Origin of the sequence: Methylobacterium longum (assembly GCF_022179385.1) — a bacterium.
GTDB lineage: Bacteria > Pseudomonadota > Alphaproteobacteria > Rhizobiales > Beijerinckiaceae > Methylobacterium > Methylobacterium longum.
Genome location: NZ_BPQS01000005.1, coordinates 30,596 through 44,145, shown reverse-complemented (window position 1 = coordinate 44,145; position 13,550 = coordinate 30,596). Strand labels below are relative to the sequence as shown.

13 protein-coding genes are annotated in these 13,550 nt (G+C 72.2%); 5 read left to right on the top strand and 8 right to left on the bottom strand.

The window, feature by feature from the left end; all coding sequences use genetic code 11:
• Positions 1–100 precede the first annotated feature (100 nt).
• From MFF58_RS06210 to MFF58_RS06200, 3 genes are all read left to right on the top strand, one after another.
• Positions 101–274: a YqaE/Pmp3 family membrane protein gene (locus tag MFF58_RS06210; protein WP_010686369.1), complete on the top strand. Its 174-nt coding sequence runs from the start codon at positions 101–103 to the stop codon at positions 272–274.
• A 128-nt stretch (positions 275–402) separates the two neighbouring features.
• Entirely contained in the window at positions 403–1,533 is a 1,131-nt protein-coding gene (locus MFF58_RS06205; RefSeq protein WP_238286061.1) for an L-talarate/galactarate dehydratase, read from the top strand.
• 181 nt (positions 1,534–1,714) lie between these two features.
• Positions 1,715–2,188 carry a hypothetical protein gene (locus MFF58_RS06200; protein WP_238286059.1) on the top strand — a complete coding sequence of 158 codons (474 nt, stop codon included), beginning with the start codon at positions 1,715–1,717 and terminating at the stop codon, positions 2,186–2,188.
• Between the two features lie 180 nt (positions 2,189–2,368).
• On the opposite strand, the gene MFF58_RS06195 is transcribed toward MFF58_RS06200, so the two are convergent.
• From MFF58_RS06195 to MFF58_RS06175, 5 genes are all read right to left on the bottom strand, one after another.
• Positions 2,369–3,901 (bottom strand): L,D-transpeptidase family protein, encoded by a 1,533-nt coding sequence (locus tag MFF58_RS06195; protein ID WP_238286057.1) that lies wholly within the window; start codon positions 3,899–3,901, stop codon positions 2,369–2,371.
• Positions 3,902–4,169: 268 nt separating this feature from the next.
• Positions 4,170–4,901: a DUF1796 family putative cysteine peptidase gene (locus tag MFF58_RS06190; RefSeq protein ID WP_238286055.1), complete on the bottom strand. Its 732-nt coding sequence runs from the start codon at positions 4,899–4,901 to the stop codon at positions 4,170–4,172.
• Positions 4,898–5,860, bottom strand: coding sequence for an acetyl-CoA carboxylase carboxyltransferase subunit alpha (locus tag MFF58_RS06185; RefSeq protein ID WP_238286053.1), 963 nt, complete (start codon positions 5,858–5,860; stop codon positions 4,898–4,900). The genes MFF58_RS06190 and MFF58_RS06185 overlap by 4 nt, the downstream gene beginning before the upstream one ends.
• A gap of 108 nt (positions 5,861–5,968) precedes the next feature.
• Complete coding sequence (locus tag MFF58_RS06180; protein ID WP_238286052.1) at positions 5,969–7,342, bottom strand: PleD family two-component system response regulator; 1,374 nt, start codon at positions 7,340–7,342, stop codon at positions 5,969–5,971.
• 131 nt (positions 7,343–7,473) lie between these two features.
• A complete protein-coding gene (locus MFF58_RS06175; RefSeq protein WP_012318846.1) occupies positions 7,474–7,845 on the bottom strand; it encodes a response regulator in 372 nt (123 codons plus the stop codon).
• A gap of 73 nt (positions 7,846–7,918) precedes the next feature.
• On the opposite strand from MFF58_RS06175, the gene MFF58_RS06170 reads away from it, so the two are divergent.
• Positions 7,919–8,221 (top strand): DUF3572 domain-containing protein, encoded by a 303-nt coding sequence (locus MFF58_RS06170; RefSeq protein ID WP_308445420.1) that lies wholly within the window; start codon positions 7,919–7,921, stop codon positions 8,219–8,221.
• Positions 8,222–8,293: 72 nt separating this feature from the next.
• On the opposite strand, the gene MFF58_RS06165 is transcribed toward MFF58_RS06170, so the two are convergent.
• A complete protein-coding gene (locus MFF58_RS06165; RefSeq protein WP_238286050.1) occupies positions 8,294–9,217 on the bottom strand; it encodes a cell envelope integrity EipB family protein in 924 nt (307 codons plus the stop codon).
• A 123-nt stretch (positions 9,218–9,340) separates the two neighbouring features.
• Entirely contained in the window at positions 9,341–11,185 is a 1,845-nt protein-coding gene (locus MFF58_RS06160) for an ABC transporter ATP-binding protein (protein WP_238286049.1), read from the bottom strand.
• Between the two features lie 311 nt (positions 11,186–11,496).
• On the opposite strand from MFF58_RS06160, the gene MFF58_RS06155 reads away from it, so the two are divergent.
• Complete coding sequence (locus MFF58_RS06155; protein ID WP_238286048.1) at positions 11,497–11,910, top strand: helix-hairpin-helix domain-containing protein; 414 nt, start codon at positions 11,497–11,499, stop codon at positions 11,908–11,910.
• Between the two features lie 251 nt (positions 11,911–12,161).
• Here the strand turns inward: MFF58_RS06155 and trpB are convergent, their stop codons facing one another.
• Positions 12,162–13,403, bottom strand: a complete 1,242-nt coding sequence (trpB, locus tag MFF58_RS06150) for a tryptophan synthase subunit beta (RefSeq protein WP_238286047.1) — start codon at positions 13,401–13,403, stop codon at positions 12,162–12,164.
• Positions 13,404–13,550 lie beyond the last annotated feature (147 nt).

Here is a 13,550-nt window from a genome sequence, read left to right as displayed (position 1 = left end):
AGTGCCGGCCCGAAATCCGGTTCATCGCGGAGCGGCGGGAACGGACATGGCCGCGCCTTGTTGGGCGTGGATCCCTCAGGACCACAGCCCGGAGTCCCGCGTGTCCAGCCTCGTCCGCATCCTGCTCGCGATCTTCTTCCCGCCGATCGCGGTCCTCGTCACCACGGGTTTCGGCCTGCAATTCCTCCTCAACATCGTGTTGTGGATCCTGGGCTGGCTGCCCGGCACCGTCCACGCCCTGTGGCTGATGAACCGCGACCGCCCCCTCGTCTGAGCGCCCGCCGCCGCCGGGCGATGCCGGGGCGCATCGATCGATGCATCCTTCAAGTTGGACAGGCGGGTTGAACGCCGCCACCGGGACGGCCGGCCCTGCCGCGGCCGGCGGGCCCGGGGGAGGACAGCATGGCTCAGGACATCGTCACGGGCATCCGCCTGCGCTCCGTCGCCCTGCCGCTGCAGACGCCGATCAGCGACGCCAAGGTGCTCACCGGCCGCCAGAGGCCGATGACCGAGATCGCGATCCTGTTCTGCGAGATCGAGACCGGCGCGGGCCACCGCGGCCTGGGAATCAGCTACGCGAAGCGCGCCGGCGGGCCGGGGCAGTTCGCCCATGCCGGCGAGATCGCGCCCGCGCTCCTCGGGGCGGATCCGAGCGACATCGCCAGGGCCTGGGACACGCTCGCCTGGGCCGGCGCCTCGGCCGGCCGGAGCGGCCTCGCCGTGCAGGCGATCGGCGCCTTCGACGTGGCCCTGTGGGACCTCAAGGCGCGGCGGGCCGGCCTCCCGCTCGCCAAGCTCCTCGGGGCGCAGCGCGAGTCCGTGCGCTGCTACAACACGTCCGGCGGGTTCCTTCACACGCCGCTCGAGGAGCTGCTGGTCAATACCGACCGGTCCCGGGCGCATGGCATCGGCGGCATCAAGCTGAAGGTCGGCCAGCCGGACTGGGCTCAGGACATCGCCCGGGTGTCCCGCGTGCGCGCGCATCTCGGCGACGCCTTCCCGCTGATGGTCGACGCCAACCAGCAATGGGACCGGCCGACCGCCCTGCGGATGGGCCGGATCTTCGAGGCGTTCAACCTGATCTGGATCGAGGAACCCCTCGACTGCATGGACGCCGCCGGCCACGCGGCGCTGGCCGCCGCCCTCGACACGCCGATCGCCACCGGCGAGATGCTGACGAGCGTCGGCGAGCACTGGGACCTCATCCGCCAGGGCGGCGCCGACGTCCTGATGCCCGATGCGCCGCGGGTCGGCGGCATCACGCCCTTCCTCAAGGTGGCGACCCTGGCCGAGTTCGCCGGACTGACGATCGCGCCCCACTTCTCGATGGAACTGCACATCCACCTCGCCGCCGCCCTGCAGCGGGAGCCCTGGGTCGAGCATTTCGAGTGGCTGGAGCCGCTGTTCAACGAGCGCCTGGAGCTGGAGGACGGCCGCATGATGGTGCCGACCCGACCGGGCCTCGGCCTCTCCCTGAGCGACCAGGCGCTCGCCTGGACGCGCGCGACGGCGGGGTTCGGCAGCCTGGGCTGAGGAGCACGCCCCGGTCCGCTGTCCGGAACCGGCGCGGCAGACTTCCAGGCCCCTCCCGGTATGGTGGCGACGCGGGCCGGGCCGCGATGGCGTCCAGGGTGACCGGCACGGCACCGGGATCGCCGGGATCGCCGCTCCGTGACCGCGTTCGAGAGCGTGAAGCAGGATGTCGATGAGAGTGTTGGCACTCGCCGCCCTGGCCTGCCTGGCCGCCGACCTCGCCGCCGCTCAGGTCGCCGGGCCGACCGGTCCCGGCGCGGGCAATTGGGATCTGCGCAGATCGGGCGACGGGGCCGCGCCGGATTCGGCCTGCATGTTGATCCCGAAGACGCAATCGCGCATCCAGGTCGGCGGGAAGCGCCTCACGGTCACGGGCCTGCCGAAGAATTCAGTCTTCAATTATCAATACCGGATCGACGACAAACCCGCATCGACGCCCGCCATTCCGCCCGCCGACATGCAGAATGCCGGCGAGATCTATTTCGAAGGCGATGTCTTCAATGAAATCCTGAGCGGCCAACGGTTCAGGATCCGGATCCTCGACCGGTGGCACGAGGCCATCACCGAAGATGTCGATCTCGCCGGCCTGGATGCCCTGCACGGGCGGATGCGCGACGCCTGCACGCCGGGGGGCGCTGCGACGGGCGTGAGATGATCGCCTGACGCGGCCGTGCGGATCATCCGAGGTGCGCGGCGCCTCGACTCGATGTGGCCGGCGGCTCGTCCGTCCCGTTCCGGCGCGCCCCAGCCGGGCGCTCGATCTCCACGACCCCGCCGCGGGTTCGCCGGCCTGGGCTTTCGACGGGCGGGAGCGGGGGGCGCCCGGGACCTCCCGTCAGGGCTTGGCCTTCTCGGCCTCGGCCTTCCGCAGGACCGGCTTCGCGCCACCCTTGGCCTCGGGCTTGGCCTCTCCCTTGGGCTCGACCTTGGCGGTCTTCACCGGGTGGGCGGGGGCGTGCGCCCTGGCCGCCGGCTTCGGCGATGCCGGCCCGGCGGCATGGGCGACCTGCACCGGCTCCGGCACCACGACGGCGTCGACCGCAGGCGTCGGCGTGGGGGGCGGCGCGGAGGGCGGAGTGTCCTTCGCGAACATCTTGCCGAACAGCTTCGAGTAGCTGCTCGGATCCCCGTCCGCGTCCGCCACCGCGATCCGGGCGGGCTTCTCGGGGAGCGCCGCGGTGGTGTCGATCTGGGCGCCGGGCTCGACGCGGTTGGCCATCAGGGTGGTGGCCGGGGGCGCGACGCCCGGCCTGGCCGGTCCCCGCCCCCTGACGTCCGCCTTGGCGGCCTTGGCGGTGCCCGCCGGCTCGGCGGCCGCCATCATCGTGGGCTGGCCCTTCGGGCTGACCTCGATCTCCTGCGGGCCGGCCGCCAGGGTCTCGGGGCGGCTCACGTCGCCGAGGTTGTGCCGGCCGTATTCCTTCGCGTCGTAGGGGAGGACCGTCTCGGTACCGCCCAGGCTCGCGAAGGCGCCCGGGTTCTGCGGGCGGAAGACCGGGTTCTGGCCGCCGTCCTGGTAGACAACCCGCACCGCCGGCGTGCCCTTGGCGACGAATTCGGCGACCGCGTGCTCGTCGCGCTCGCTCTTCTGCGCCACAAGGGGATCGACCTTCGGCTTGCAGGCGCCGGCCGCCGCGTCGCCGCCGCCGAACACGTACTTGGTGCCGCACTGGCCGACCTTCGGCTCCTCGCGCAGGGCCTCGAAATAATCCGATCCCTCCTTGAGGTTGCGCCAGAACCCGATGTTCGGGTCGTTGCGGAACTTGGCCATGTTCTCGGCCGTCATCCGGAACGGGTAGGACTGGAACTGGAAGCTGCGCTGCCCGCCGATGAAGGCGTCACGGGCCACCGCGTAGATCTCCGCGATCGTGGCGTCCGTCATGGCGAAGCAGCCCGCCGACGAGCAGGTGCCGTGGACCATCAGGTACCTGCCGCTGCGCCCGTTGGCGCGGTCGACGGCGTTCGGGAAGCCGGTATCGAACGACAGATAGTACGAGGAATTCGGGTTCATCAGGCCCGGGGTGATCGTGTAGAACCCCTCCGGCGCCTGCCGGTCGCCCTCGCGGGTCTTGGGGCCGAGCTGGCCGGACCAGCGGCAGATCGGGTAGGTCTTCAGCAGGGCGTAGCGGCCGTCGCCGCCCCGCTTCCAGACCTCCATCTCCGCCTCCTTCTTGTAGGTGCGGATCAGGATCGGGTCGGAGGGCTGCATCCCCTTGGACTGCATCAGCGCGACCGTCTGGGGGGCGATCGGCGCGAGGCTGCGCGCGCTCGGGCCGTTGATGCCGGATCCGTCCTGGCAGGCGGCGAGCGACAGGGCCAGCAGGGAAGCGGCCGCCAACATCCGCGCAGTCGCGAGACGCGCCGTCATGGGGAACCTCAATCGTCCTACGCGCGCCCGCGGGCCTTGTTCGGCCGACGTCGGGCGCCACTCCCCAACCCAATAGGCTCGTTAAGCTTGCGCCTTCCTTACCGCAAGGACGCCGGCGCAACACTGCACCGCTCTCGCGGGGGAAAAGCTCACGCTTTTCACCGGGATCGGTCCGGAAAAAGCCCGAAACCGCGGCCGTGGCCGCGCCGAATCCCTGGCGCCTAGCGCGTTGATCTGTATTTCCCGCGGGCTGCGCCCGGCGCCGCGCTCAGCCGAACAGGGCGGGCCGCCGCGCCGCCTCGCCGCGGATGATCTCCACCAGCGCGGCGTCGTCCGCCGGGTCGGCCAGCCGGAGGCCCACCGGCTCCGAGGGGGTCTGCACGGTGAGCCAGCGGAGCGACGGCCGCAGGTCCACGGCCTCCGTCACCGCCATGCGGGGATGCCCGGTCTCGAGCTGCAGGAAGGTCAGGTGGTTGCGGCTGGCCCGCTGCGCCAGCAGGGCGTCGATCGCCTCCACCACGTCCCGGGGCGTGTGCAGATGGGTCATCATCCACAGGCGGTTGTCGGTACCGGGCGTGTCCAGCGCCGTGCGGATCCGGCGCACGCCCTCGGCCAGGAAGGCGTAGTCCCCCGCGTTCGCGGCCGGGTCGTGGTGGTTGAACACGCATTCGAGGCCGTGACGCTCCCGGTAGAGGCGGTGGCGCCCGCGCCAGATGTCGGGGCCGCGCCGCTCCGCCTCCGGGATGCTCTCCAGCTGATCGCGGTCGAGGAGCGCGGAGAAGTCGTCGGCGAGGCAGTCCCGGGCCATGCCCGGCATGGAGAAGATCCAGTCCAGCGGACCCGACCAGCGGCGCAGGTCCAGGGTCTTGAGCACGTGCGCCATCTGGCAGTTGCAGCCCAGCGAGACGTGGTTGGTCCGGCCGGGCTCCCGGGCGTCGCGCCGGCCGAGCAGCCGGCCGAGGGCGTTGAACAGGCTCCCCGTCGCGCCGGCTGGGGTCACAGGGTCCGGCCGATGGCGAGGAACTTCTCCGCGCGCCGGTCGCGGATCTCGGCCGGGCTGAGGCCGTCGAACGGGGCGAGCGCCTCGGCGATGGCCTGCCCGGCGGCCCGGATCGCCGCCTCGCGGTCCCGGTGGGCCCCGCCGGTCGCCTCCGGGATGATCCCGTCGATGACGCCCAGCCGCAGGAGGTCCTGGGCGGTGATCTTCATGGCGGTGGCGGCGTCGGCGGCGCGGCCCTGGTCGCGCCACAGGATCGAGGCGGCGCCCTCCGGCGAGATCACCCCGTAGATCGCGTGCTCCAGCATCAGGACCCGGTTGGCGGTGGCCAACGCGATCGCGCCGCCCGAGCCGCCCTCCCCGATCACCACGGCGACGTTGGGCACGCCCAGCGCGAGGCACGCCTCCGTCGAGCGGGCGATGGCCTCGGCCTGTCCGCGCTCCTCCGCCTCGATGCCCGGATAGGCGCCGGCCGTGTCCACGAAGGCGAGGACGGCTAAGCCGAACCGGTCGGCGGTCTCCATGAGGCGCACCGCCTTGCGGTAGCCCTCGGGCCGGGCCATCCCGAAATTGTGCCTCAGCCGCGCCTCGGTGGTGGCGCCCTTCTCCTGGCCGAGCACCAGGACCGGGCGTCCGCGGAAGCGGCCGAACCCGCCCAGGATGGCGGCGTCCTCGCCGAAGCTGCGGTCGCCGGCGAGCGGGGTGAACTCGGTGATGAGCCCGCCGCAATAATCGACGAAGTGCGGCCGCTGCGGGTGGCGGGCCACCTGCGTCTTCTGCCAGGGGGTGAGGGTGGCGTAGATCTCGGCGAGCGCCTGGCCGGCCTTGGCCTCCAGCCGGCCGACCTCCTCGGCGATGGAGACCGCGCCGTCGCGCGCGCTCACGGCGCGCAGCTCCTCGAGCTTCGCCTCCAACTCGGCCACCGGCTTCTCGAAGTCGAGGTAGGTGCGCGTCACCGCCATCGTGTCACAGGTCTTCCCGGGATCCGCCGCGCGGGGGCGGCGGGCGCGAGGTGTTGGCGATGCCGGGGGTGGTGTCAACCGGCGTGTTGGCCGGACGGCCGCGCGGGATCAGGCCGCCTGCGGCTCCACCCGGTTCCGGCCCGCCGCCTTGGCCCGGTAGAGGGCGAGGTCGGCGCGCTTGAGCATGGCGCCGGGTTCGGCATCCTCCGCGTGCCGCACGGCGACGCCGATCGAGACGGTGACGGGGATCGACCGGGTCGCCCGCTGCACCGGGAACGGCGCCGCCTCGACGCGCTCGCGGATGCGCTCGGCGATGATCTGCGCCTCGGCGAGGCCCGCCTCGGGCAGGATCACCACGATCTCCTCGCCGCCGTAGCGCGCCACGATGTCCACCGGCCGCGTGTGCTGGCGCACCCGCTCGGCGAAGCCGCGCAGCACCTCGTCGCCGGCCTCGTGGCCGTAGCCGTCGTTGATGCCCTTGAAGTGGTCGATGTCGAGGATCAGGGCGGCGAGCGCCGGGCGGCGGGCCCCCGCTTCGGCGAACAGCGCGCCGAGATGGTTGTCGAGGTAGCGCCGGTTGTGCAGGCCGGTCAGCCCGTCGATCACGGCCATCTGCAGGGAGGCCTGCATCGCCCCCCGGAGCGCCTCCGTGAAGCGCTTGCGCTTCACCTGGGTGCGGGCCCGGGCCAGCAGCTCGTTGCGGTCGACCGGGCGCATCAGGAAGTCGTGCACGCCGAAATCGAGGCCGCGGACCACCCGGGCGCGGTCGTGCTCCTCCGCCAGCATGATCAGCGGCATGGCGCGGGTCCGGTCCAGCGACCGGAGCTGGCTGCACAGGCGCAGGCCGTCGAAGCCGTCGAGGTCGAGGCTCACCAGGGCGAGGTCGAACCCCGCCTCGGCCGCGAGGCCGAGTGCCGCCTGCGGGTCGGGCTCGATGGTGACGGCGTGGTGCTGGCGCAGCGCCCCGGCCAGCCGCTCGGCCGAGCCGGGCCGGTCCTCGACCAGCAGGATCCGGGCGTCGAGGCCGGTCTCCGCGGTCGCGAGCGCCAGGGGATCGCCGATGCCGAACTCCCGCGAGGCCAGCGCCCGCTGGCGCAGCTCGTCGGTCACGGCCTTCAGGCGCACGAGGCTCCGCACCCGGGAGAACAGGGCGGTGTCGTCCACGGGCTTCGTCAGGAAGTCGTCGGCGCCGGCATCGAGGCCGCGCAGCCGGTCCGAGGGCTGGTCGAGGGCCGTGACCATCACCACCGGGATGTGGGCGGTGACCGGGTTGCTCTTGAGGTGGCGGCAGACCTCGAACCCGTCCATGCCGGGCATCATCACGTCGAGCAGCACGAGGTCGCACAGACCCTTCTCGCAGATCGCGATGGCGTCCGGGCCGTTCATGGCGGCGAGGGTGTCGAAATATTCCAGCCCGAGCTTCGTCTCCAGAAGCTTCACGTTCGGGAACAGGTCGTCGACGATGAGGACGCGGGCCGACATGGTTCCTCGCTGACGCGCGACCGGGCGGCCCGCACGGGGCGGACCGGGCTGACGCATCGGGACGGACGATTGAGGAGGTCACCCGGTCCGGCGCGGCCGGGTGACCTCCTCAACGGTGCGCCCCTCCGGGGTCACCGGGGTTCAAGATACGCGCGAACCGTTGCCAAAAACTTCGCGACCGAGATCGGCTTCGACAGGTAGGCCTCGCAGCCGCCCTCGCGGATCCGCTCCTCGTCGCCCTTCATGGCGAAGGCCGTGATGGCGATGACCGGGATGCCCTTGAGGTCGTCGTCCTCCTTGAGCCACTTCGTCACCTCCAGGCCGGAGACCTCGGGGAGCTGGATGTCCATGAGGATCAGGTCGGGATGATGCGCGCGGGCGAGCTCGATCGCCTCGATCCCGTGGGCGGTCTTCAGGGTCGCGTAGCCGTTCGCTTCCAGGAGGTCGTTGAACAGCTTCATGTTCAACTCGTTGTCCTCGACGATCAGCACCGTTTTCTTCATGATCCCCTGTCCCGGTGCGTGCCGATCATGATTAGCGGGCGGTGAAGCCCTCCCTCGCCTTTGTAGCGTTCACATGTTGATGAATGGCAAACCTCTTCAAGGGCATGAGCCCGCCGAACGGCTCGCTCTGGACGTTCTGTTGTGGATCGCTGGGGACGAAGACCGTCTTCTGCCCTTCATGGCGGCGAGCGGGCTCAGCCCCGACACGCTCCGCGAGAGCGCCCGGGAGCCCGCGTTCCTGGTGGGCGTCCTCGACCACGTGATGGGCGACGAGAACGTCCTCCTCGCCTGCGCGACGGCGCTGGAGATCAAGCCGGAGCGGATCGCCGAGGCGTGGCAGCGGCTGTCGCCGCGGCCGGACGACGAGTGGGCGTGAGGCGGGCGCGCCGCGCCCGCGCGGGCCCGCCGAGGGGGAGGGTGACGCCTGCGGGCTCGGCCGACCCCACCGTCAGGGCGTGCAGCCCTTACCGGCGTCCTTGCCGGCCTCCCGGTCGCCCCGTCCGGCCTGGGCATCGATGTCGAGGGCGGTCATGTCGCCCAGGATGGCGAACTCGCCGTAATCGAGCTTGAGCGCGCCGCTGACGCCGTTCTCGTAGAGATCGAAGCCGAGGGTGTAGATCGGCGTCCGCTCCCCGGCGCCCTCCGTGTAGTAGCTCAGGCGCACCGGCCAGTGCGGCATGGCGGCGAGCGAGCCCTCCCGCAGGGGCTTGTCGCGGGTCGAGCCGGCGGCGGGGGCCGGGCCCGTCTCGGTGTGGCCGATCACCGCGAAGGTGTCGTAGATCTTCCGGCCGTCGTCGGAGCCGTCGAAGACCTTGACCGACAGGGTCGGCTGGCCCGCCCGCGCGGTCTCGATCAGGCGGCGCATGTGCTCGCTCGGGAACAGCACCGGCCCCGCCACGGTGAGGGGCTTGCCGGGCCCCTTCAGCTTCACCGTGAGGCTGTCGCCCTGCTCGGAGGCGGTCCCGTCCACCGGCGCGGCGGGCTGGTTGTTGGTCAGCGTCGTCGTCTTGAACCGGAACTCGCGGCCCTGCCCGCCCTCGAAGGTGGTGCTGCGCATGTCCGACAGGCGCGCGCCGGTCTCCCCCGAGGACAGCTCCGTCACCTGCCGGGTCTGCATCGTGTAGCCGCGGCAGGCATCGCCGCGGAAGTCGATGACGATGCGCCCGCGGGCGCTCTCCACCGAGCGGGTGCCGCCGCCCTCGGCGAGCGACAGGTCGTAGACCGCGCGGTGGTTGGCCAGCACGATCGCGGGCGCCGGTGCCGGCGCGGCCGGCTTGGCCTCCGGCTCGGGGGCGGCGGGCGGGGCCGCCTGCGCCCCCCAGGCGGAGACGAGAAGGCCGGCCGTCAGCAGTCGGGAGAGGCGCAGGCGCATGGATGACCTCGGTTCAGTCCGCCGCAGATAGCAGGCTCAGGGAATCGGGCAATCCTCGGCCGTCGTCGCAGACCCGGGAACCCACCCGCGCCGCAGCGTGGCGGCATCCCCGCCGCGCGGCACCTAGCGGTAGCCCTCCGCCTGCAGCGTGAACAGCTCGGCGTAGCGCCCGCCCCGCGCCATCAGGGCGGCGTGGCTGCCCTGCTCCAGCACCCGGCCGCCCTCCAGGACCAGGATCCGGTCGGCCATGCGCACCGTCGAGAAGCGGTGCGAGATCAGCACCGCGGTGCGCCCGGCCGACAGCTCGCGGAACCGGGCGAACACGTCGTGCTCGGCCCGGGCGTCCAGCGCCGCGGTGGGCTCGTCGAGGATCAGGATCTCGGCCTCGCGGATGTAGGCCCGGGACAGGGCGATCTTCTGCCACTCGCCCCCGGAGAGATCGAGGCCGCCCGCGAACATCTTGCCCAGCGGCTGGTCGTAGCCCTCGGGCAGGCGCTCGATCACCGGGGCGGCGAGGCCGCGGGCGGCGGCGGCCGCGATGCGGTCCGCGTCGCCCGCGGCCTCGATGCGGCCGACCGCCACGTTCTCGCCGGCGGTGAGGCTGAAGCGGACGAAGTCCTGGAAGATCGCGCCGATCCGCGCCCGCAGGGCGTCGAGGTCGTAGGCCGGCAGCGGCACCCCGTCGAGGAGCACGCGGCCCTCCTGCGGATCGTAGAGCCGGGTCATCAGCTTGACGATCGTGGTCTTGCCGGCGCCGTTGCCGCCGACCAGCGCCACCGTCTCCCCGGCCCGGACCGTGAAGGACAGGCCGCGCAGCGCCCAGGTCTCCGTGCCGGGATAGCGGTAGCCGACATCCTCGAAGACCAGCCCCTCCCGGATCGGGCTCGGCACCGGCAGGGCCTGCGCGGGCGAGCGGATCTGCGGCCGGACCGCGAAGAACGAGAAGAAGTCGTCGAGGTACTGCGCTTGGCCCGTGATCTGGGTGACCCCCAGCAGCAGCCCCTCGATGCCGCCGCGCAGGCGCTGGAACGCCCCGGCCAGGAAGGCGAGGTCGCCCACGGAGAACGATCCCGCCACCGTGCGCCAGACGATGACCGCGTAGGCGGCGTAGTAGGCGAGCGTCCCGAGACTCGCGAAGGCGAAGCCCCAGCGCGCGCGGGCCGTGGCGAGGGCGCGCGTCTCGGCGAGCAGCCGGTCGGCGACCTCCGCGTAGAGGCCGATCAGGTAGCCCGAGAGGCCGAAGAGCTTGACCTCCTTGGCGGTCTCGACGCTGGCGCCGACGTAGCGCAGGTAGCCGAGCCGGCGCCGCTCCGGCGAGCGGTACCACGCGAGGCGGTAGCCGGCGCCGGTGAAGTGCCACTCGTTGAGCACCGCCGGCACCACGGCGAGGCCGATCAGCACCACCAGCCAGGGGGTGAAGGCCGCGACGCCGATTGCCAGGGCGGCCAGGGTCACCAGGGCCTGGAACTGCCCCAGCACCGTCCCGATCAGCCCGGTGCGCCCGCTGACCTGCTGGCGCGCCCGCTCCAGCCGGTCCTGCTGGGCGCTGTCCTCGAACTGCGCGAGGTCGAGGGCGGCGGCGTGCGCCATCAGCCGCAGCGAGGCCGCGCTGGCGTAGAGATCGCCGATCAGGGTCTCGGTGAGGTTCGTGAGGCGGCCGGTGAGGTCCGACAGCAGGGCGAGGCCGAACTCGGCCGCCACCAGGCCGGCCAGCCGCGCCCGGGCGGGATCGGCGAGCCATTCCGCGAGCCCCGCCTCCGGCGCCGGCCGGGCGTGCTCGGCCACGATCCCGTCGAGGATCAGCTTGGCGAGGTACAGGGTCAGCACCGGCAGGCAGGCCGCCACGAGGCGGAGGCACAGGCTCGCGGCGAGCAGCCGCGGACTCGCCGCGGCGACCTCGCGGAACAGGGTGGGCAGGTAGCGCAGGGATCCGAGTCGCTCGCCCAGGCGCGGATTCCGCCCCGTCATCCCCGGTTGATTTCACGCCGGTCGCGGTCGGCCGGTTGGACCGCGGCCGAAGACAACATAAATTGGAGCGGCATATAGTTTAAATCCTCATCGAGTGGTGCGTGCTCAGCGGTCCCGCAATCCTCAGAATTTCGGTCTTGCTCATCATCGCCGGCATATTGGCGGCGGTGGTTCAATTCCTGCTGCCGAGCCCGGGCCCCGTGCTCCAGCCCGCGCCCTCCCCCGCGCCCACCCAGATGTCCGAGTCGCCGGCACCCGTCCAGCCGCCGGCGCCGTCCGCTCCCGCCCCTGCGACAGCGACGCCGCCTGCGATGCCCCCTGCGACGGCTCCCATCCCGCCCGCGGCGGCCGAGCCGACCCGGGAGCCCCCCGCCCCGCCCCGGAGCATCGCGGCGCCGGCGGCCCCGAACCAGATGCCGTCCGACGCCCTCGCCTTCCCGTCCGAGCCGGCGCCGCCGGCCGGGTCCGGGGAATCCCCCGCCCAGGAGGCGGCGGCTGAGGCCGAGGTCGACCGGGCAGAGGATAACGCCGGCCCCCGGGCCGTGGCGGTGGTCGACCTCAACACCGCGTCGGTGGCGGATCTGAACCGCCTGCGGGGCGGCGGCACCATCGGCCGGGCGATCGTCGCCAAACGCCCCTACGCCTCGGTGGACCAGCTGCTGACGAAGCGGGTCCTCAGCCGGACGGTCTACGAGCGGATCCGGGAGCAGGTGACGGTGCGGTGAAGCGCCTCGGCCTCCGGGAGGGTCTGGCCGCCCGTCGCGTGCGGCGGGATCGGCCGATCACCCCCCGGGGCCACGCATGTCAGGTGGCGCGGCTGGATTGCTTCGCCCCGGTCGCGACGACGGCCGCGCCGGAATCGGCGAACGGCCTGAGACGGGCGGCGCCAGCGGCGCCCTGATCGTCGGGGCCCGGGTCACCGTCCATCGCGTTCCAGGCCCCTGTCACAGGGTGCGGTTCCGGCCCGGGCTGGCCCTCAGAGCGTCGTCCCGAAGATCTCCGCGACCTGCGGGATGTCCTTGTCGCCGCGGCCGGACATGTTGAGCACCATCAGGTGCTCGGCCGGGCGCTGGGGTGCCAGTTCCAGGATCTTGGACAGGGCGTGGGCCGGCTCCAGGGCGGGGATGATCCCCTCCAGCATCGAGCAGAGCTTGAACGCCTCCAGCGTCTCGGAATCCGTGGCCGACAGGTAGGTGACCCGGCCCATCTCGTGCAGCCACGCGTGCTCGGGGCCGATGCCGGGATAGTCGAGGCCCGCCGAGATCGAGTGGGCGTCGGCGATCTGGCCGTCCGCGTCCATCAGCAGGTAGGTGCGGTTGCCGTGGAGCACCCCCGGCTTGCCGCCGGTGAGCGAGGCCGCGTGCAGGCCGGACTGCACCCCGTGGCCCGCCGCCTCGACGCCGAAGATCTCGATCTCGCGGTCGTCGAGGAACGGGTGGAACAGACCCATGGCGTTCGAGCCGCCGCCGATGCAGGCCACGAGCGAGTCCGGGAGCCGGCCCTCCTGGGCGATCATCTGCTCGCGGGTCTCGCGGCCGATCACCGACTGGAAGTCGCGCACCATCGCGGGGTACGGGTGCGGCCCCGCCACCGTGCCGATGCAGTAGAACGTGTCGGCGACGTTGGTGACCCAGTCGCGCAGGGCCTCGTTCATCGCGTCCTTGAGGGTCTTGGTGCCGGATTCCACCGGGATCACCTCGGCGCCGAGCATCTTCATGCGGAACACGTTGGGCGCCTGCCGGGCGACGTCGACCGCGCCCATGTAGACGACGCACTTGAGCCCGAAGCGCGCGCACAGCGTCGCGGTGGCGACGCCGTGCTGGCCGGCGCCGGTCTCGGCGATGATCCGCGGCTTGCCCATGCGGCGGGCCAGCAGGATCTGGCCCAGCACGTTGTTCACCTTGTGGGAGCCGGTATGGTTCAGCTCCTCGCGCTTGAAATAGATCTTGGCCCCCTGCCCGGCCGGCGCCTTGGCGCGCAGGTGCTCGGTCATGCGCTCGGCGTAGTAGAGCGGGCTCGGCCGGCCGATATAGTGGGTGCCGTAGCTGGCCATGTCGGCGGCGAAGGCGGGGTCCTTCTTGGCCGCCTCGTAGGCCGCCTCCAACTCGAGGATCAGCGGCATCAGCGTCTCGGCCACGAACCGGCCGCCGAAGATGCCGAAGCGGCCGCGCTCGTCGGGGCCGGTGCGGAAGGAGTTGGGCTCGGGGGCGATGGTCACGGGACGAATCCTGCGCGCGGGGTCGATCTGTTGCCGGGTGCCTAGACCCATGTTGCCGCCGCCGCAATGCGGCCTGCCGCCCGCGTAACCGGAACGGGCCTCAGGACGAACGGGCTGTCAGCGCATGCCGCCGCATCTGAGACCGCA

Excerpts from the sequence above, each read along its gene's own strand:
- MFF58_RS06205 (WP_238286061.1), top strand. The coding sequence starts at position 403 with ATGGCTCAGGACATCGTCACGGGCATCCGCCTGCGCTCCGTCGCCCTG.
- MFF58_RS06195 (WP_238286057.1), bottom strand. The coding sequence starts at position 3,901 with ATGACGGCGCGTCTCGCGACTGCGCGGATGTTGGCGGCCGCTTCCCTG.
- MFF58_RS06185 (WP_238286053.1), bottom strand. The coding sequence starts at position 5,860 with ATGGCGGTGACGCGCACCTACCTCGACTTCGAGAAGCCGGTGGCCGAG.
- MFF58_RS06180 (WP_238286052.1), bottom strand. The coding sequence starts at position 7,342 with ATGTCGGCCCGCGTCCTCATCGTCGACGACCTGTTCCCGAACGTGAAG.
- MFF58_RS06175 (WP_012318846.1), bottom strand. The coding sequence starts at position 7,845 with ATGAAGAAAACGGTGCTGATCGTCGAGGACAACGAGTTGAACATGAAG.
- MFF58_RS06170 (WP_308445420.1), top strand. The coding sequence starts at position 7,919 with ATGTTGATGAATGGCAAACCTCTTCAAGGGCATGAGCCCGCCGAACGG.
- MFF58_RS06165 (WP_238286050.1), bottom strand. The coding sequence starts at position 9,217 with ATGCGCCTGCGCCTCTCCCGACTGCTGACGGCCGGCCTTCTCGTCTCC.
- MFF58_RS06160 (WP_238286049.1), bottom strand. The coding sequence starts at position 11,185 with ATGACGGGGCGGAATCCGCGCCTGGGCGAGCGACTCGGATCCCTGCGC.
- MFF58_RS06155 (WP_238286048.1), top strand. The coding sequence starts at position 11,497 with ATGCCCCCTGCGACGGCTCCCATCCCGCCCGCGGCGGCCGAGCCGACC.